Genomic DNA, 16,714 nt, shown 5'->3' with positions numbered 1-16,714 from the left:
TTAGTCCTCTCGGGCAAATAGTGCCTCAATAAAGTCGTCCGCTTTAAACGGACGTAAATCCTCAATACGCTCGCCCACACCGATGTAACGGATAGGAATATTGAACTGATCGGCCACGGAGAAGATCACCCCGCCTTTCGCGGTGCCGTCCAGTTTGGTCAGCGTGATCCCGGTCAGCCCTACCGCTTCATGGAACAGCTTCGCCTGGCTGATGGCGTTCTGTCCGGTGCTGGCATCAATGGTCAGCATAATTTCATGCGGTGCCTCTTCGTCCAGCTTCTTCATGACACGGACGATTTTCTTCAACTCTTCCATCAGGTGCGCTTTGTTCTGCAAACGCCCTGCGGTATCGGCAATCAGCACATCCACGTTACGCGACTTCGCCGCCTGGATAGCGTCAAAGATAACGGAGGCGGAATCCGCACCGGTATGCTGCGCAATCACCGGGATGTTGTTACGCTGGCCCCAGACCTGCAGCTGCTCAACCGCCGCCGCACGGAAGGTATCACCTGCCGCCAGCATTACCGATTTGCCCTGCTGCTCAAACTGTCGCGCCAGCTTGCCGATGGTGGTGGTTTTCCCCACACCGTTCACGCCAACCATCAGAATAACAAATGGCGTTTTGCCTTCAATATTAAGCGGTTCGTCAACTTTTGCGAGGATTTCGCCCATCTCGTCTTTCAGCAGACCGTACAGCGCTTCGGCGTCACGCAGCTCCTTGCGGCTCGCCCCTTCGGTCAGACTGGCGATGATCTTACGGGTTGTTTCCACCCCAACGTCGGCGATCAGCAGTTGCTCTTCCAGCTCTTCAAAGAGATCGTCGTCGATCTTCTTGCCGCGGAACAGACTGATAAATCCGGAACCTAAGTTTTCTTTGGTTTTGAGCAGGCTACGCTTCAGGCGGGCGAAGAAACCTTCTTTGGTGGGTTTTTCCTGCTCCTGAGCAACCTCTTCACCCTGCTCTGGTTGCGCTTCCACCGGCACGACGATAACCGCTTCTTCCGCCGCGTCTGCCGCCAGCGCCTGGGCTTCCAGCTCTTCGTCGGTAAGCGCTGGCTCGTCTTGTGCTTCTTCTTCCACCGCCTCAACAATTTCGACGGTTTCTGCCTCGGCCTGCCACTCCTGCGCTGAAACCTCTTCGGTTTTCACCTCTTCCGGCAGTGGCAACGTTTCATGCTCGATAATCGCCTGCGGCGTATCGATAACGTCTTCTACCACAACGGGTTCTGGCTTCTCGCTTTCCTGAACCTGTTCGGTAACTTCCACCACCTCTTCAGCAAAGGCTTCGGTCTCTTCTTTGCTGTGCGCGTGCTCTTCCGCGTCGACAACGGCGGCAGTTTCTACCGGCGTTTCAGGCTGAGACTGCTCTTCAACGGCTTGTTGTTCTTCGGTTTTCTGCTCTGTTTCTTGCTCTTTTTCACCGAAGCCCAGCCAGGAAAAGAAGCCACGTTTTTTTTGTTTTGCCATCTGCGACTACACTCCTCGCGGCGCTATATACATGGAAGCTAAAAAAATGATGAAATAGTCTAACACTTTACTTAATTGACATCACCGCCCGCAATCGCAGGCCAATTGTTAACAGAGCTTTCCAGAGATGAAGAAACCCAACCGCGCCCCAGCCGGTCAAATTCGTATTATCGGCGGCCAGTGGCGAGGCCGGAAATTACCGGTGCCGGATAGCCCCGGACTACGCCCAACCACGGACCGCGTACGCGAAACGCTGTTTAACTGGCTGGCCCCCTCAATGGTGGATGCCCACTGCCTGGACTGCTTCGCGGGCAGCGGCGCGCTGGGTCTGGAGGCGCTGTCGCGCTATGCCGCCAGCGCCACGCTGCTGGAAATGGAGCGCGGCGTTGCGCAGACGTTGCAGCAAAATCTGGCAACGCTGAAAGCGACCAACGCCAAAGTAGTGAATACCAACACACTGAGCTTCCTCGCGCAAAAGGGCACGCCGCACAACGTGGTTTTTGTCGACCCGCCGTTCCGCAAGGGGCTGCTGGAAGAGACATTATCCCTGCTGGAAAACAACGGCTGGCTGGCGGATGACGCGTTAATCTACGTCGAAAGCGAAGTCGAAAATGGTTTACCGCCGGTCCCGGTACACTGGGATCTGCACCGAGAAAAAGTGGCAGGTCAGGTCGCTTATCGTCTGTATCACCGTCAGGCACAAGGAGAATCCAATGCCAGTACTGATTAATGTGGGACGTTTGTTGATGCTGGGCGTCTGGGCATTTCTGCTCCTCAATCTGGTGCACCCGTTCCCGCGCCCGATGAACATCTTTGTGAACGTGGCCTTTATCTTTACCACCTTCATGCACGCCCTGCAGATGGTGATGCTGAAAAACGGCCTGCCAAAAGACGGTCCGCAGATGACCGGCTGGCAGCAGCTGCGCGTGTTTATTTTTGGCGTATTTGAACTGCTGGTGTGGATGAAGAAATTTAAGGCCCAGGCGAAGAAGTAAGGCGCCTCAAGCCTCAGCCTACCCCTCTCCCTGCGGGAGAGGGAACATTACCGATCTGGCGTAAACCCTTCAAACCGCGACCCTTTGTAACTCAGCATCCCTTTTTCTCCCACCGTCAGTTGATGGTACTGCTGCGCCTCAAGACGGTAGGTCATCTCCAGCCCGCCGGTTTCCGGCTTAAAGCTCGCTTCATAGCGCATGGTGGCTCCCGCCGGCGTAACCTGCTGCTGGCGCGAGCGTCGGTCATTGAGGGCTTTCTCGCGTTTATTGCTTACCACCACGCGTTTTTGCATCAACGGCGCGGCATCGTTGTCCGCCTTCTCACGGCGCTGCTGCACGAAACGAAAGGAGGCGGCAATGACGATAATCGCCACCACGATAACGAAAAAAAGCGGCATCTTGCTCATTCAAAAATCCCATCAGATTATACGGAATTCAGGATACCTTGCCTTCCCCGGCATTGCCAAACGCCTGCCCCCATCACTACACTGAATAAGAAACTGATTATTCAGACTCAACAGTTACAGGGAGTTAATATGCTTTGGTCATTTATCGCTGTCTGTTTTTCCGCATGGCTTTACGTCGATGCATCCTATCGCGGCCCTGCCTGGCAGCGATGGTTGTTTAAACCCGTCACGCTGTTGTTACTCCTGCTGCTTGCCTGGCAAGCGCCCATGTTTAACGCCGTCAGCTATCTGGTTCTTGCCGGTCTGTGTGCGTCCCTGATTGGTGATGCCTTAACCCTGCTGCCGCGACAGCGCCTGCTGTATGCCGTTGGGGCATTTTTCCTGTCGCATTTGCTTTATACCATTTACTTCGCCAGCCAGATGACGCTCTCCTTCTTCTGGCCGCTGCCGCTGGTGCTGCTGGTCATTGGCGCGCTGCTGATCGCGGTGATCTGGACGCGTCTGGAAGAGATGCGCTTGCCTGTCTGCACGTTTATCGCCATGACGCTGGTGATGGTATGGCTGGCGGGTGAACTGTGGTTCTTCCGTCCGACGGCACCGGCAATGTCCGCGTTCTTTGGTGCCACGCTGCTGTTACTCGGGAATATCGTCTGGCTGGGCAGCCACTATCGTCGCCGCTTCCGTGCGGATAACGCGATTGCCGCCGCCTGCTACTTTGCCGGGCACTTCCTGATTGTGCGTTCACTGTATATCTAAATAAGCCTTGACTCTGGAGTCGACTCCAGAGTGTATGCTGCGGTTAATGAGAAAATTATCATTACCGGAGACTGCCATGTCGACTCCAGAAACACCTAAAAAAGTTCCACAATTCTCGGCACTTAAGCTCAGCCCCGTTCCCGCGAAGGACGACTGCTGCTGCGACGGCGCATGCGAAACGCAAAACACGCCGCCGCTCCCGGAAAACGCAAACCGCTACAGCTGGGTGGTCAACGGTATGGACTGCGCGGCCTGCGCCCGTAAAGTCGAAAACGCGGTAAAACAGGTCCCGGGCGTCAGCCACGTCCAGGTCCTTTTCGCCACCGAGAAGCTGCTGGTCAGCGCCGATAATGACATCAGCACGCTGGTTGAAGCCGCCGTCAGTAAGGCCGGTTACAGCCTGCGCAGCGAAACCGCACCTGTCGAAAAGACGTCAGCCCTGCGAGAAAACCTGCCCATTATCACCCTTGTCATCATGATGGCCCTGAGCTGGGGTCTGGAGCAGTTTAACCACCCGTTCGGTAACCTGGCGTTCATCGCCACGACGCTTGTCGGACTGTTCCCGATTGCCCGTCAGGCCGTGCGGCTGATGAAAAGCGGAAGCTGGTTCGCCATCGAAACGCTGATGAGCGTGGCGGCGATCGGCGCGTTGTTTATTGGCGCGACGGCGGAAGCGGCCATGGTGCTGCTGCTGTTCTTAATTGGCGAGCGCCTTGAGGGCTGGGCGGCGAGTCGGGCACGGAAAGGGGTCAGCGCGCTGATGGCGCTGAAACCGGAAACCGCAACGCGGGTGACGGGCAGCGAACGCCAGACGGTGGCTATTAACACGCTGCGCCCGGGTGATGTGATTGAGGTCGCCGCTGGCGGGCGTCTGCCTGCGGACGGTGAGCTGCTTACCGCCACGGCGAGTTTCGATGAAAGTGCCCTCACCGGCGAGTCGATTCCGGTTGAACGCTCAGCGGGCGAGAAAGTGCCTGCAGGCGCCACCAGCGTCGATCGTCTGGTGCAACTCACGGTTCTCTCCGGACCGGGTGAGAGCGCCATCGACCGCATCCTGAAGCTGATTGAAGAGGCCGAGGAGCGTCGCGCACCCGTTGAGCGCTTTATCGATCGCTTCAGCCGGATCTACACCCCCGCCATCATGCTGGTCGCCCTGCTGGTGACAATTATTCCACCGCTGTTCCTGGGCGCAGCCTGGGGGGGCTGGGTTTATAAGGGTCTGACGTTGCTGCTGATTGGTTGCCCGTGCGCGCTGGTGATCTCCACGCCGGCGGCCATTACCTCCGGTCTGGCGGCCGCGGCGCGTCGTGGAGCGCTGATTAAAGGCGGTGCGGCGCTGGAGCAACTGAGCCAGGTACAACATATCGCCTTCGATAAAACCGGTACGCTGACGGTGGGTAAACCGCAGGTCACGGGCATTTATCCTCAGGAGGTCAGTGAAAATACGCTGCTCGCCCTGGCCGCTGCCGTCGAACAAGGCTCCACCCACCCGCTGGCACAGGCAATAGTCCGCGAGGCGCAGTCGCGTGGGCTGGACATCCCTGCCGCCACCGCACAGCGGGCGCTGGTCGGGTCCGGGATTGAAGCCGACGTTGAAGGGAATAACGTCCTGATCGTTGCCGCGAATACGTTTCCGGCGGCCGGGCTGAGCCAGCCAGTCCAGGCGCTGGAACAGGCCGGGCAAACCGTGGTGATGGTAGTGCAAAACGGCGTGGCGATAGGGATGCTGGCACTGCGTGATACCCTGCGTGACGATGCAAAAGACGCCGTCGCCGCGCTGCATCAACTGGGCGTGCAGGGGGTGATCCTCACCGGGGATAACCCGCGAGCCGCGGCAGCGATTGCCGGTGAGCTGGGGCTGGCGTTTAAAGCCGGGTTATTGCCTGCGGATAAAGTGCGCGCTGTAACGGAACTGAACAACCATGCACCGCTGGCAATGGTGGGTGACGGCATCAACGATGCCCCGGCGATGAAAGCCGCCACCATTGGCATTGCAATGGGCAGCGGCACCGACGTGGCGCTGGAAACCGCCGACGCGGCGCTCACCCATAACCGCCTGACCGGGCTGGCGCAGATGATTGCTCTGGCGCGCGCCACGCGGGCCAATATCCGTCAGAACATCGGGATTGCGCTGGGCCTGAAGGGGATTTTCCTGGTCACCACGCTGCTCGGTATAACCGGCCTGTGGCTGGCGGTACTGGCGGATACCGGCGCGACGGTACTGGTGACGGCGAACGCGCTCCGCTTATTACGTCGACAATAACACGAGATGCCCTCTCCCACCGGGAGAGGGCGGAAAACGGCGTCACTGCATCCCTAACACGCGCGGCAGCCACAGCGAGATGGCCGGGATGTACGTCACCATCGCCAGCACCACCAGCAGCATGCCGTAAAACGGCAGCATGGCGCGAACCACATGCTCGATTTTCTGTTTACTTACCGCGCTCGCCACAAACAGCACCGAACCGACCGGCGGCGTAATCAGCCCGATCCCCAGGTTCACCATCATGATCATCCCAAAATGCACCGGATCGATGCCCAGCGAATTGGTCACCGGCAACAGCACTGGCGTCAGGATCAGGATGATCGGCGCCATGTCCATTAACGTGCCGATCAGCAGCAGCATGATGTTGAGATACATCAGGATCACGTACTTGTTATCGGAGAGCGAGGTGAAGAACTCGGTGATACGGCTCGGGAGCTGCATGTAGGTCATCACCGCGCCAAACGCCGCCGCAAAGCCAATCAGTATCATCACGATGGTGACGGTTTTCACCGTCCTGCACATCAGCTTCGGCAGCTCGTTCCATTTGTAGTCCCGGTAGATAAACATGGTGACAAAGAACGCCCACAGACAGGCCACAGCAGCGGATTCCGTTGCGGTAAATATCCCGGACAGTATCCCGCCGAGAATAATCACTACAGTCATCAGCCCCCACAGCGCGTCCAGCGTGATTTTCAGCGCCTGCTTAAAGGGAATTTTTTCCCCTTTCGGGTAGCCACGTTTGCGGGCAAAGCCCAGACACATTGCCATCAGGCTTACGCCGAGCAGCAGCCCTGGCAGCACCCCCGCGATAAACAGCGTCGCGATAGAGACCGTTCCGCCTGCCGCGAGGGAATAAATTACCGAGTTGTGGCTGGGCGGGATCAAAATCGCCTGTACCGATCCGCTGGCGGTCACCGCCGCCGCATAATCGCGTGGATAGCCCTTCTTCTCCATCTCCGGGATCATTACGCTGCCAATGGAGGCCGTATCCGCCACCGACGAGCCGGAAATCGCGCCGAAGAACGTGGAGGCCACAATATTCACCAGCGACAGCCCACCGCGAATAAAGCCAACAAACACGTAGGCGAAATTGACCAGCCGTCGGGCAATCCCCCCTTCCGCCATAATCGCACCCGCGAGAATAAAGAAGGGGATCGCCAGCAGCGTGAATTTATTCACCCCGCTGGTTATCTGAATCATCAGCGCCTCGAGGGGTAAATCTATCCACAACGCGCCCGCGACGGCGCTTAGCCCGACGGCAAAGGCCACCGGCATCCCCAGCGCCAGCAAAATGGCGAGGGTGAATAACAAAACGAATGCATCCATTGTTCACCCCTTAACTGTGGTTGCCGATCAGCACGACGGGACGGTTTTCCTGCGAGCCAAACAGCAGGCGCTCAATCACAAACAGGATCAGAACGGCAGAGCCCACCGGCAGCGGCAGATAGCTCTCGCCGGAGGTCAGGACCGGAAATTCGGCGACCGGTTGCTCCCAGAGTTCGACGCACAGCCAGTAGCTGTACCAGAACATCAGGCCAGCGATCAGCAGCATCAGCAGATCAACGGCCCGTGCGCAGACGGTTTTTAACGGCCCGGGCAGCCGGTCGGTGAGCATATTCACCGCAATGTGCGAACCGGCACGGTAGCTGACCGCCGCGCCGATAAAGGTGAAGGTCACCATGCAGATGATGGCAACCGGCTCCGGCCAGGATTCACCGCGGTTAAGCACATAGCGCGAAAAGATGCCGATGGGGATCACAATCGTCATCACCAGCAGCGAGATGCCCGCCACGGCCATCGCCAGCAGGTAGAGACGGTCCATCCACTTCAGATAGAGTTCGGACATACGTACTCCGGTTACTTGACGTCAGCGATGGCTTTCATCAGATCCTGATGCTTTTCGCCATACTGGGCGCGCACCGGCTCTGTGGCTTTGATAAATACCGTTTTGTCGATCTCGTGGAACTGCACCCCGCCAGCCTTCATTTTTTCCAGCGCCTGGGCGTTATAGGCTTCCCACAACTTACGTTGTTCAAACTGGGCTTCACGGGCCAGGGTCAGGATCTTTTTCTGCTCGTCGGCGCTGAGTTTGTCCCACTTCACTTTTGAATAGAGCAGCATTTCCGGGGTGATAAAGTGGCCGCTGAGGGTGTAGTTTTTGGCGACCGGCATATAGTTATGCGCGACATAGGTCGGTGGATTATTCTCCGCGCCGTCAATCACGCCGGTTTGCATCCCGCTGTAAACTTCGCTCACCCCCATTGCCACCGCGTTAGCGCCCATATCTTTCAGCGTCGCCAGCGCCACCGGACTGCCCTGTACGCGGATTTTCTTCCCTTTCAGATCGTCGGGTTTAACAATCGGATCTTTGGTGATCAGGTTGCGGGTGCCGGAGTCCATCCAGCCGAGGAACACCAGTCGTGATTTCGGGTTGGCGGTCAGCTTATCGCCAATTTGCTTGCCGATATCCCCGTCGATCACTTTGTGCATGTGGTCTTCATCGCGGAAAACGTAGGGCAGTGTGAAGACTTCGATATCGGGCAGGATGGCCGCCACCGGCGCCATCGAGACGCGGATCATATCGATCGCCCCCATCTGCGCCTGCTCAATCATCTGTTTTTCATCCCCCAGCACGCCGCCGGGGAAGACCTTAATCTCCAGCTTGCCGTCGGTTTGTTGTTTGAGTTTTTCACCCATTTGCTGAACCGCCACCACGTTCGGGTAGCCTTCAGGGTGCACATCGGCGGCTTTGATGGTTTGCGCAGCGACAGAGCAGGCAAAAGCGGAGAGGCACAGGGCGGCCAGTAACGGCTTGAGGGTCGTTTTCATCGGGTCAACTCCAGGGTAGTGAGATAAGCGTTAAAACAGTGTTTTATTTTTGTACGCTTAAAAACTAGACTACGGCCGGAAAAGCGGAGGTGAAGCGCCTCACAAAAGCGTGAAATTTTGAAACGATGGTTTAGAAAAGTTTTCTCCCTCTCCCGGTGGGAGAGGGTCGGGGTGAGGCCATCAGGCCGCATTTACCCCTTGCGGATCACATACCGGTACGGCAGCATTTCGGTCTGCTGTGCCACCAGCTCATGTTCCATAAAGGTACAAAAACCGGGAATGTCGCGGGTGGTGGCGGGGTCGTCGGCGATGATCAGCAGCGTCTCACCGGTCTGCATGTTGCGCACGGTTTTACGTACCATCATTACCGGCTCCGGGCAGCGAAGGCCCTGAGCATCAAGGGTGTGGTCTGGGCTGGAAAACAGATCGGTCATGTTCTTCTCGGTCAGGTAAAAACGGCTGTAGTTTACGCCCCATCGTCGGCAATGCAACCAGGTTAACGATTGCGTAAAAACTAACCATTGCAATGTCCGGCCAAAGCAGTATCATGCTGCGGTTTTTATTGGGTTCCCTCACCCCAACGTATAAAAAGGTTACAACATGATGCAGTTTTCTGATTCGCAGCGCGTTAAAGCGTTGTTCTGGCTTTCGCTTTTTCATTTGCTGGTGATTACCTCCAGCAACTATCTGGTGCAACTCCCGATCTCCATCTTTGGTTTTCATACCACGTGGGGCGCGTTCAGTTTCCCGTTTATTTTTCTCGCCACTGATTTGACCGTGCGTATTTTCGGCGCACCGCTGGCTCGCCGCATTATTTTTGCGGTCATGCTGCCGGCGCTGTTCATTTCGTACGTGATCTCTTCCCTGTTTTATATGGGAAGCTGGCAGGGGTTCGAGGCATTAACGCACTTCAACCTGTTTGTCGCCCGTATCGCCTCCGCCAGCTTTATGGCCTACGCGCTGGGGCAGATCCTCGACGTTCACGTGTTTAACCGCCTGCGTCAAAATCATCGCTGGTGGATGGCACCCACGGCGTCCACGCTGTTCGGCAACGTCAGCGACACGCTGGCCTTCTTCTTTATCGCATTCTGGCGTAGCCCGGACGCATTTATGGCCCAGCACTGGATGGAAATCGCCCTTGTGGACTACTGCTTCAAGGTGCTTATCAGCATTGTGTTCTTCCTGCCGATGTACGGCGTCCTGCTGAATATGCTGCTGAAAAGACTCGCAGATAAATCTGAAATCACAGCATTGCAGGCTGGTTAAGGGTTCGCTTTATCAGTTGTGATAAGATGAGCCAATCAGCCGTTATGGCCGTTTATCGAAAGGAAGAAGTTAATGCGCAATCTGGTTAAATATGTCGGGATTGGCCTGCTGGTTGTGGGCCTTGCAGCCTGTGATAACAGCGACACGAAAACGCCTGCTCAGGGCGCGTCTGCAGAGAGCAACGCCACCGGTCAGCCGGTGAGTCTGCTGGACGGTAAACTCAGTTTCTCTCTGCCGGCAGATATGACTGACCAGAGCGGCAAGCTGGGTACCCAGGCGAACAATATGCACGTTTACTCCGATGCAACCGGGCAGAAAGCCGTTATTGTGATTGTGGGCGACGACACCAGCGAAGACCTGGCCGTCATGACCAAACGTCTGGAAGATCAGCAGCGCAGCCGCGATCCGCAGCTGCAGGTCGTGACCAATAAATCTATCGAACTGAAAGGCCACACGCTGCAACAGCTGGACAGCATCATTTCAGCAAAAGGCCAGACCGCTTACTCTTCCGTGGTGCTTGGCAAGGTCGATAACAAACTGCTGACCCTGCAGATCACTCTGCCGGCGGAAAATCAGCAGAAAGCGCAGACAGCTGCTGAAAACATCATTAACACCATCGTGATCCAGTAATTCTTCACGATGATGACGTGGCCTCCGGTGCCTGCACCGGGGGCCATTTTTTTAGCCGCCATGTCAGCATCAATGCGATAACCACCAGACCCGCCGCGGCAAGATAGATTACCGGAACCCCTGCCCACGCCATCACCAGCCCCGCCAGCGGCCCGGTAATGCCCAGCGACATGTCCATAAACACCGTGTAGGTCGCCAGCGCCGACCCCTGGTTCTGCTGCGGCACGGCTTTTACCGCGACCACGCCGAGTGCCGGGAAGACCAGCGAAAAGCCAGCGCCGGCGAGGAAAACGCCCATTTTCGCCATCCACGGTGCGGTGGCAATCCCGGTCAGCACCAGCCCGACAATCTCTACCGCAAAGCAGATCAACGCCACATTCAGTCCCCCCAGACGGTTGATACCGTTCGGGAAGAGCAAACGCGCGCCGACAAACGCACAGCTAAACAGCGTCAGGGCAAAGGCTGCGCCGTCCCAGCCTTTGGCGTCATAGAAGAGAGTGATGAACGTGGCGATCACGCCGAAGCCGGTGGTTGCCAGCGCCAGCGCCATACCATAAGGCCAGACGCGCCCTAACACCGCCCTGAACGGCAGTGGCTTGCCTTTGCTGGCCTTCACCTTCGGGCGCGGCAGGGCAAACAGAATCGCGAGCAGCGCGACGACCATAATGGTGATAGCCAGCCCGGATAGCCCGCCATAGGCATAACAAATCACCCCCAGCGGTGCGCCCAGCGCCATTGCGCCGTAAGTGACGATACCGTTCCAGGAGATCACCCGGCCAATATGGGACGCACCCACCACACCCGCGCCCCACAGCGTCGAACCGGTACCCGCCAGACTTTGTCCGATACCCAGAATCACTCGCCCCAGACAGAGCAGCGCCAGGCTGACCAGCGGCCAGTGGCTGGTGGTAGCGGCCAGCAGGTAGCCCAGACCACTCAGAAAACAGCCGCAGAGCCCCACAATGACGATGCGCTTTGGCCCAAACAGATCCGCATAGCGCCCGGCATGCGGGCGGCTCAGGAGCGTGGCGAAATACTGCAGGCTGATGACCAGCCCCGCCCAGAATGCGCTAAAACCCATGACGTCATGGACATAGCCCGGCAACACCGCCAGCGGCAGGCCAATCGTCAGATAACTGGCGAAGTTAAAAATCACAACGGAAACAATGCGCAGATTGAGGCGCAATCCGCTCAGCGCCGGTTCGGCGGCATGCTCTGGCATGGGGTTTAACCTGAATTTTTACAACAGTGTTTCACTATTACCACGGCAGGATAAGAAAATCAGCACTGACTTTCAGATTATCGGCTCCAGACGAAGCGGCCACCGGGCACTACACTTAACGGGCTATCACATTAAGGAACCCGCATGATACCGAACCAGTCCGACAAAGCAGGACTTCACATCTTATTAAAACTCGCCTGCCTGGTGGTTATCCTCGCAGGTATCCATGCTGCCGCTGACATCATTGTCCAGCTCCTGCTGGCGCTCTTTTTTGCCATTGTGCTTAATCCGCTGGTGACCTGGTTTTTGCGCCGGGGCATCAGCCGTCCGGTAGCCATTACTATCGTGGTCATCGTGATGATGATTGCCCTGACGGCGCTTTTCGGCGTGCTGGCGGCGTCGCTCAGTGAATTCTCCACCATGCTTCCACAGTACAACAAAGAGCTGACGCGTAAGATCGTTTCGCTTCAGGAGATGATGCCTTTTCTTAACCTGCATATCTCACCCGAGCGGATGTTACGCCGCATGGATTCAGAGAAGGTCATGACCTACGCCACCACCCTGATGACCGGCCTTTCCGGCGCGATGGCCAGCATCCTGCTGCTGGTGATGACGGTGGTGTTTATGCTGTTCGAGGTCCGCCATGTTCCTTATAAGCTGCGCTTTGCGCTGAATAACCCGCAAATTCATATTGCGGGTTTACACCGGGCCCTGAAGGGCGTGTCCAAATATCTGGCCCTGAAAACGCTGTTAAGCGTCTGGACCGGGGTGATTGTCTGGCTGGGACTGATGCTGATGGGCGTGCAGTTCGCGCTGATGTGGGGCGTACTGGCGTTTCTGCTGAACTACGTACCCAACATCGGCGCGGTGCTTTCCGCCGTGCCGCCGATGATTCAGGCGTTTCTGTTCAATGGCTTTTACGAGTGCATGCTGGTGGGGGCGCTGTTCCTGGTCGTGCATATGGTGCTGGGCAATATCCTTGAGCCGCGCATGATGGGCCACCGTCTCGGAATGTCGACGCTGGTGGTGTTCTTGTCGTTGCTGATCTGGGGATGGCTGCTGGGGCCGGTCGGGATGTTACTGTCAGTACCGCTGACCAGCGTGTGTAAGATCTGGATGGAAACCACCAAAGGTGGCAGCAAACTGGCGATCCTGTTGGGTCCAGGGCGACCGAAAAGCCGTCTGCCGGGATAACGGGTCCCACAACGCGTAACTGTGCAACACACCGAAAATTACCGCGACGCTCACCGCGCGGTAATTTTCATTTTCGGTAAGGAGGATTTCGCGTTATTTATTCCGCCCTAATAAATGAATCGTCATGCAAATATTTATTTAACGCAAATTACATGGCATATAATTCTCACCCTTTCGTTTCAATGCATTACACCTCCCCTCACGTAAAATAAACACCCACTTTTATATCGACAAAAATTATCTTCATTAGCGATAATACCCCGCCAAAATATAATTTTTTAAAATTTCTGATTTAAATTGTTATTATTGATACGGAGTTGTTGATGAAAAAGATCATTAAATGGTTTGCTACTGTTGCTGTCGTCGGCGCACTGGCCGGTTGCGCGCGTACCGCCCCAATCGATCAGGTTCACGCTACTGTCAGTACAGGCCACACCGCTGAGCAGGTGAAAACCGCCATTCTGAAAGCAGGCCAGAAGCGCGACTGGATCATGAGCGAAGCGGGCCCGGGCGTAATTAAAGGCCGTCTGCAGGCACGCGACCATTCGGTCGAAATCCGTATTCCTTATTCTGCGACAAGCTATTCAATTAATTACGAAAGCAGTATGAACCTGAAAGCCGCCGACGGTAAAATCCACAAGAACTATAACCGCTGGGTTCATAACCTCGACCACGATATTCAGATGAACCTCTCTGCAGGCGCCGCGCTGTAATATTTTCCTCATGTCGGGCCGAAATGGCCCGATAACGTTTTTCTCGGCCTCATAAGGTTACGCACGCATGTACGAAAAGGACACCCTCAACGCGCTGGACGCCATTACCGAAGCGCAACGCATCGCTTTTGCGCCGATGCTGTTTCAGACCGCGCGTTGTCTGCGTAATTCGGGCGTGCTTTCCTGGCTGGATAAAAAAGGGAAAACAGGGGCAAGTCTCGAGGAAATAACCGAAAACAGTACTCTGAGCAATTATAGCGTAAGCGTATTGCTGGATATGGGATTAAGCGGGCGGATCGTTACCTGTAAAGAAGGGCGCTATTTCCTGGCAAAGGTGGGCCATTTCTTATTGCATGACACCATGACCCGCGTGAATATGGATTTCACGCAGGATGTTTGTTACCAGGGGTTATTCCATCTGGCCGATGCCCTGCAGGAAGAAAAACCGGCGGGATTATCCGTGTTTGGCAACTGGCCAACCATCTATCCGGCATTATCACAATTACCCGCGCAGGCAAAAGAGAGCTGGTTCGCTTTTGATCATTACTATTCTGATGCCGCTTTCGACGCGGCGCTGCCATATATATTCGCAAGCTCGCCGACAAAATTGTACGATGTGGGCGGAAATACGGGTAAATGGGCGTTACGCTGCTGCCGCTATGACGACAATGTTGCCGTGACGATCCTTGACCTGCCACAGCAGATAACGCTGGCGCAGGAAAACATCGAAAAAGCAGGTTTATCTCATCGCATTGGCTTCCATGCTGTCGATATGCTTAGTCATGCGACATTGCCGGGCGAAGCAGATATCTGGTGGATGAGCCAGTTCCTGGATTGTTTCTCTCCGGACCAGATTGTCGCCATGTTGACTCGCGTTGCACAGGTTATGAAGCCCGGCGCGCGACTGTGCATCATGGAACTGTTCTGGGATGCCCAAAAATTTGAAGCCGCCTCATTCAGCCTGAATGCTACCTCGCTTTATTTCACCTGTATGGCGAACGGCAACAGCCGGTTTTACAGTGTAGAGAAATTTTATCACTACCTGGAGCGGGCCGGTTTCCACGTAGAACAGCGGCTGGACAACCTTGGGGTAGTCCATACCCTATTGATTTGTCAAAAAATTGAACAATAGAGCAGTTGAACTGCCCGGCAGGCTTGCCTGTCTTTTAATGATGGTTTTCCGCGGACGCGCGTAGATGAAATTTTCACTGAACATAATTGACTGGCAGGCAAGAGCGCCAGGCCTGAGCGATGCCGCAGAGTGGCAGGCGTGGTCACGCCAGCACCTTACCCTCGACCCGGCTGCGCCGCTGCCTAAGCTTACCGAACTGCCAATGATGACCGCGCGCCGCCTCAACTCGGGCAGTAAGCTGGCGGTAGACCTCGGACTCACCCTGCTTCGCCGCCACGCGATTGATGCCGTTGTCTATTCCAGCCGTCATGGCGAACTGGAGCGTAATTTCCGCATCCTGCACTCCCTGGCGACCGGTCAGGCCGTCTCGCCGACAGACTTTGCCATGTCCGTGCACAATTCGGCGGTGGGCAACCTGACGATCACTGCGCGACACCCCATCGTCTCGTCTTCTGTTTCTGCCGGGCTGGACACCTTCCAGCAGGCATTATGTGAAGTGTTGAGCCTGCTTCAGGCGGGCTATTCCCGCGTCTTGCTGGTCGATTTTGACGGCGCCCTGCCCGATTTTTATCATCCGGGTTTACCGCCGCATATGCCTACCTGGCCCTACGCACTGGCCCTGGTGATTGAAGCCGGGAGCACACTGCAGTGCGAAACCCGCAGCGGCAGCACGGGTGAAGAACCTCTCCTGCCGCAGAGCCTGATGTTCCTGCAACGGTACCTCCGCGATGAACGGCAGTTTGTGGTTTCAGGCGAACGTCTGCTGTGGCAATGGACACGCGAATGAGCCGCCTGACTGCCCGTATCAACTGGTTATGGCGTCTGATGATGACCGGCTTCTGCTTCGTGCTGTTTGGCACGGGCGGGTTGCTGCTGTCGCTGGTGTGGTTCAATCTGCTGTTGCTGGTTCAGCGCGACCGCGCCAGACGCCGTCGCCTGGCGCGTCGCAGTATCGCGGCCAGCTTCCGCTTTTTCTTACATGTCGCCCGTGGCACCGGGGTACTGGACTATCGCATTCACAATCTTGACGCCCTTCGCGGGGACCGTGGTTGTCTGGTGGTGGCCAATCACCCGACGCTGATTGATTACGTGATCCTGGCGTCCGTCATGCCCGAAACCGACTGTCTGGTGAAAGGTGCGTTGCTCCGCAATCCCTTTGTCAGCGGCGTCATTCGCGCAGCGGATTACCTGATTAACAGCGAAGCGGAAACGCTCCTCAGTGCAAGCCAGCAGCGTCTGGCCCAGGGCGACACGCTGTTAATCTTCCCGGAAGGCACACGAACCCGGTCGGGAGAGGCAATCTCCCTCCAGCGCGGCGCGGCAAATATTGCCGTGCGCTGCCACAGCGACCTGCGCATCGTGGTGATCCACTGCAGCGAACCTCTGCTGGATAAAAAAAGTCACTGGTACGACGTACCGCCCGTAAAACCTGTTTTCACCGTAGATGTTCGCGATCGCGTGAATATCGACGCTTTTTACGATGCGAAGACACAAGAACCGGCACTGGCGGCAAGGCAGTTAAACCGGCATCTGCAGCATCGATTAACATCAGGCCTTCAATCTTTGTCAGGAATTAATGATGCAAGCGCTTCATCTTGAAATTAAAAATCTCATCATCACCACGCTGAATCTGGACGAGCTTACCGCCGAGGATATCGATACCGATGCTGCGCTGTTTGGTGATGGACTGGGTCTCGACTCTATCGACGCCCTCGAACTTGGCCTGGCCGTGAAAAACCAGTATGGCGTGGTGCTGTCTGCCGAAAGCGAAGAGATGCGTCAGCACTTCTTTTCCGTCGCCACGCTGGCTTCTTTTATCAACGCTCAACGCGCCTGA

At 56.3% G+C, this 16,714-nt stretch carries 19 protein-coding genes; 12 read left to right on the top strand and 7 right to left on the bottom strand.

Going from position 1 to position 16,714, the window contains the following annotated elements:
* Positions 1 to 1,467, bottom strand: coding sequence for a signal recognition particle-docking protein FtsY (ftsY, locus tag F8561_RS17695; protein WP_151887733.1), 1,467 nt, complete (start codon positions 1,465 to 1,467; stop codon positions 1 to 3).
* A 127-nt stretch (positions 1,468 to 1,594) separates the two neighbouring features.
* On the opposite strand from ftsY, the gene rsmD reads away from it, so the two are divergent.
* A complete protein-coding gene (gene rsmD, locus F8561_RS17690; protein WP_020884541.1) occupies positions 1,595 to 2,197 on the top strand; it encodes a 16S rRNA (guanine(966)-N(2))-methyltransferase in 603 nt (200 codons plus the stop codon).
* Positions 2,181 to 2,462, top strand: a complete 282-nt coding sequence (locus F8561_RS17685; RefSeq protein WP_014172016.1) for a DUF1145 family protein — start codon at positions 2,181 to 2,183, stop codon at positions 2,460 to 2,462. Before rsmD ends, F8561_RS17685 begins: the two co-directional genes overlap by 17 nt.
* Before the next feature lie 47 nt (positions 2,463 to 2,509).
* Here F8561_RS17685 and F8561_RS17680 read toward each other — a convergent pair whose 3' ends face one another.
* Complete coding sequence (locus F8561_RS17680) at positions 2,510 to 2,869, bottom strand: DUF2500 domain-containing protein (RefSeq protein ID WP_014172017.1); 360 nt, start codon at positions 2,867 to 2,869, stop codon at positions 2,510 to 2,512.
* Positions 2,870 to 2,998: 129 nt separating this feature from the next.
* On the opposite strand from F8561_RS17680, the gene F8561_RS17675 reads away from it, so the two are divergent.
* Positions 2,999 to 3,625, top strand: a complete 627-nt coding sequence (locus F8561_RS17675) for a lysoplasmalogenase (RefSeq protein WP_014172018.1) — start codon at positions 2,999 to 3,001, stop codon at positions 3,623 to 3,625.
* A gap of 76 nt (positions 3,626 to 3,701) precedes the next feature.
* Positions 3,702 to 5,888 carry a Zn(II)/Cd(II)/Pb(II) translocating P-type ATPase ZntA gene (gene zntA / locus F8561_RS17670; protein ID WP_032680132.1) on the top strand — a complete coding sequence of 729 codons (2,187 nt, stop codon included), beginning with the start codon at positions 3,702 to 3,704 and terminating at the stop codon, positions 5,886 to 5,888.
* Between the two features lie 42 nt (positions 5,889 to 5,930).
* Here zntA and F8561_RS17665 read toward each other — a convergent pair whose 3' ends face one another.
* The 4 genes from F8561_RS17665 to tusA form a co-directional block, all read right to left on the bottom strand.
* Positions 5,931 to 7,217 (bottom strand): TRAP transporter large permease, encoded by a 1,287-nt coding sequence (locus tag F8561_RS17665; RefSeq protein ID WP_014172020.1) that lies wholly within the window; start codon positions 7,215 to 7,217, stop codon positions 5,931 to 5,933.
* Positions 7,218 to 7,227: 10 nt separating this feature from the next.
* Positions 7,228 to 7,737 carry a TRAP transporter small permease gene (locus tag F8561_RS17660; protein WP_014172021.1) on the bottom strand — a complete coding sequence of 170 codons (510 nt, stop codon included), beginning with the start codon at positions 7,735 to 7,737 and terminating at the stop codon, positions 7,228 to 7,230.
* Positions 7,738 to 7,748: 11 nt separating this feature from the next.
* Positions 7,749 to 8,720: a TRAP transporter substrate-binding protein gene (locus tag F8561_RS17655; protein WP_014172022.1), complete on the bottom strand. Its 972-nt coding sequence runs from the start codon at positions 8,718 to 8,720 to the stop codon at positions 7,749 to 7,751.
* Between the two features lie 191 nt (positions 8,721 to 8,911).
* Entirely contained in the window at positions 8,912 to 9,154 is a 243-nt protein-coding gene (gene tusA / locus F8561_RS17650; protein WP_108647725.1) for a sulfurtransferase TusA, read from the bottom strand.
* 166 nt (positions 9,155 to 9,320) lie between these two features.
* Here tusA and F8561_RS17645 point away from each other — a divergent pair, with 166 nt between their 5' ends.
* Positions 9,321 to 9,986: a 7-cyano-7-deazaguanine/7-aminomethyl-7-deazaguanine transporter gene (locus tag F8561_RS17645; protein WP_020884536.1), complete on the top strand. Its 666-nt coding sequence runs from the start codon at positions 9,321 to 9,323 to the stop codon at positions 9,984 to 9,986.
* Positions 9,987 to 10,058: 72 nt separating this feature from the next.
* Entirely contained in the window at positions 10,059 to 10,616 is a 558-nt protein-coding gene (locus tag F8561_RS17640; protein WP_014172025.1) for a DcrB family lipoprotein, read from the top strand.
* Positions 10,617 to 10,620: 4 nt separating this feature from the next.
* Here F8561_RS17640 and F8561_RS17635 read toward each other — a convergent pair whose 3' ends face one another.
* Positions 10,621 to 11,838 carry an MFS transporter gene (locus F8561_RS17635; protein ID WP_151887732.1) on the bottom strand — a complete coding sequence of 406 codons (1,218 nt, stop codon included), beginning with the start codon at positions 11,836 to 11,838 and terminating at the stop codon, positions 10,621 to 10,623.
* A 144-nt stretch (positions 11,839 to 11,982) separates the two neighbouring features.
* Between F8561_RS17635 and F8561_RS17630 the strand changes: the two genes are divergently transcribed.
* The 6 genes from F8561_RS17630 (at position 11,983) to F8561_RS17605 (ending at position 16,714) form a co-directional block, all read left to right on the top strand.
* Positions 11,983 to 13,032, top strand: coding sequence for an AI-2E family transporter (locus F8561_RS17630; RefSeq protein WP_014172027.1), 1,050 nt, complete (start codon positions 11,983 to 11,985; stop codon positions 13,030 to 13,032).
* 323 nt (positions 13,033 to 13,355) lie between these two features.
* Positions 13,356 to 13,745: a lipoprotein gene (locus F8561_RS17625; RefSeq protein WP_032679147.1), complete on the top strand. Its 390-nt coding sequence runs from the start codon at positions 13,356 to 13,358 to the stop codon at positions 13,743 to 13,745.
* A gap of 67 nt (positions 13,746 to 13,812) precedes the next feature.
* A complete protein-coding gene (locus F8561_RS17620; protein ID WP_151887731.1) occupies positions 13,813 to 14,877 on the top strand; it encodes a methyltransferase in 1,065 nt (354 codons plus the stop codon).
* 64 nt (positions 14,878 to 14,941) lie between these two features.
* A complete protein-coding gene (locus tag F8561_RS17615; RefSeq protein ID WP_108647721.1) occupies positions 14,942 to 15,664 on the top strand; it encodes a beta-ketoacyl synthase chain length factor in 723 nt (240 codons plus the stop codon).
* Positions 15,661 to 16,476, top strand: a complete 816-nt coding sequence (locus F8561_RS17610) for a lysophospholipid acyltransferase family protein (RefSeq protein ID WP_044858006.1) — start codon at positions 15,661 to 15,663, stop codon at positions 16,474 to 16,476. The genes F8561_RS17615 and F8561_RS17610 overlap by 4 nt, the downstream gene beginning before the upstream one ends.
* Entirely contained in the window at positions 16,457 to 16,714 is a 258-nt protein-coding gene (locus F8561_RS17605) for a phosphopantetheine-binding protein (protein ID WP_020884530.1), read from the top strand. The genes F8561_RS17610 and F8561_RS17605 overlap by 20 nt, the downstream gene beginning before the upstream one ends.

The sequence above is a fragment of the Enterobacter sp. 198 genome, from assembly GCF_009025585.1.
Lineage (GTDB): Bacteria > Pseudomonadota > Gammaproteobacteria > Enterobacterales > Enterobacteriaceae > Enterobacter > Enterobacter ludwigii.
The sequence above is the reverse complement of the archived record's forward strand: the minus strand, read 5'-3'. Positions and strand labels throughout refer to the sequence as shown.

What these genes read in the sequence shown, in the direction of transcription:
- F8561_RS17615 (WP_108647721.1), top strand. Translation starts at nt 14,942, where the DNA reads ATGAAATTTTCACTGAACATAATTGACTGGCAGGCAAGAGCGCCAGGC.
- tusA (WP_108647725.1), bottom strand. Translation starts at nt 9,154, where the DNA reads ATGACCGATCTGTTTTCCAGCCCAGACCACACCCTTGATGCTCAGGGC.
- F8561_RS17660 (WP_014172021.1), bottom strand. Translation starts at nt 7,737, where the DNA reads ATGTCCGAACTCTATCTGAAGTGGATGGACCGTCTCTACCTGCTGGCG.
- F8561_RS17655 (WP_014172022.1), bottom strand. Translation starts at nt 8,720, where the DNA reads ATGAAAACGACCCTCAAGCCGTTACTGGCCGCCCTGTGCCTCTCCGCT.
- F8561_RS17605 (WP_020884530.1), top strand. Translation starts at nt 16,457, where the DNA reads ATGCAAGCGCTTCATCTTGAAATTAAAAATCTCATCATCACCACGCTG.
- F8561_RS17680 (WP_014172017.1), bottom strand. Translation starts at nt 2,869, where the DNA reads ATGAGCAAGATGCCGCTTTTTTTCGTTATCGTGGTGGCGATTATCGTC.
- F8561_RS17635 (WP_151887732.1), bottom strand. Translation starts at nt 11,838, where the DNA reads ATGCCAGAGCATGCCGCCGAACCGGCGCTGAGCGGATTGCGCCTCAAT.
- ftsY (WP_151887733.1), bottom strand. Translation starts at nt 1,467, where the DNA reads ATGGCAAAACAAAAAAAACGTGGCTTCTTTTCCTGGCTGGGCTTCGGT.
- rsmD (WP_020884541.1), top strand. Translation starts at nt 1,595, where the DNA reads ATGAAGAAACCCAACCGCGCCCCAGCCGGTCAAATTCGTATTATCGGC.
- F8561_RS17625 (WP_032679147.1), top strand. Translation starts at nt 13,356, where the DNA reads ATGAAAAAGATCATTAAATGGTTTGCTACTGTTGCTGTCGTCGGCGCA.
- F8561_RS17640 (WP_014172025.1), top strand. Translation starts at nt 10,059, where the DNA reads ATGCGCAATCTGGTTAAATATGTCGGGATTGGCCTGCTGGTTGTGGGC.
- F8561_RS17685 (WP_014172016.1), top strand. Translation starts at nt 2,181, where the DNA reads ATGCCAGTACTGATTAATGTGGGACGTTTGTTGATGCTGGGCGTCTGG.
- F8561_RS17610 (WP_044858006.1), top strand. Translation starts at nt 15,661, where the DNA reads ATGAGCCGCCTGACTGCCCGTATCAACTGGTTATGGCGTCTGATGATG.
- zntA (WP_032680132.1), top strand. Translation starts at nt 3,702, where the DNA reads ATGTCGACTCCAGAAACACCTAAAAAAGTTCCACAATTCTCGGCACTT.
- F8561_RS17630 (WP_014172027.1), top strand. Translation starts at nt 11,983, where the DNA reads ATGATACCGAACCAGTCCGACAAAGCAGGACTTCACATCTTATTAAAA.
- F8561_RS17645 (WP_020884536.1), top strand. Translation starts at nt 9,321, where the DNA reads ATGATGCAGTTTTCTGATTCGCAGCGCGTTAAAGCGTTGTTCTGGCTT.
- F8561_RS17665 (WP_014172020.1), bottom strand. Translation starts at nt 7,217, where the DNA reads ATGGATGCATTCGTTTTGTTATTCACCCTCGCCATTTTGCTGGCGCTG.
- F8561_RS17675 (WP_014172018.1), top strand. Translation starts at nt 2,999, where the DNA reads ATGCTTTGGTCATTTATCGCTGTCTGTTTTTCCGCATGGCTTTACGTC.
- F8561_RS17620 (WP_151887731.1), top strand. Translation starts at nt 13,813, where the DNA reads ATGTACGAAAAGGACACCCTCAACGCGCTGGACGCCATTACCGAAGCG.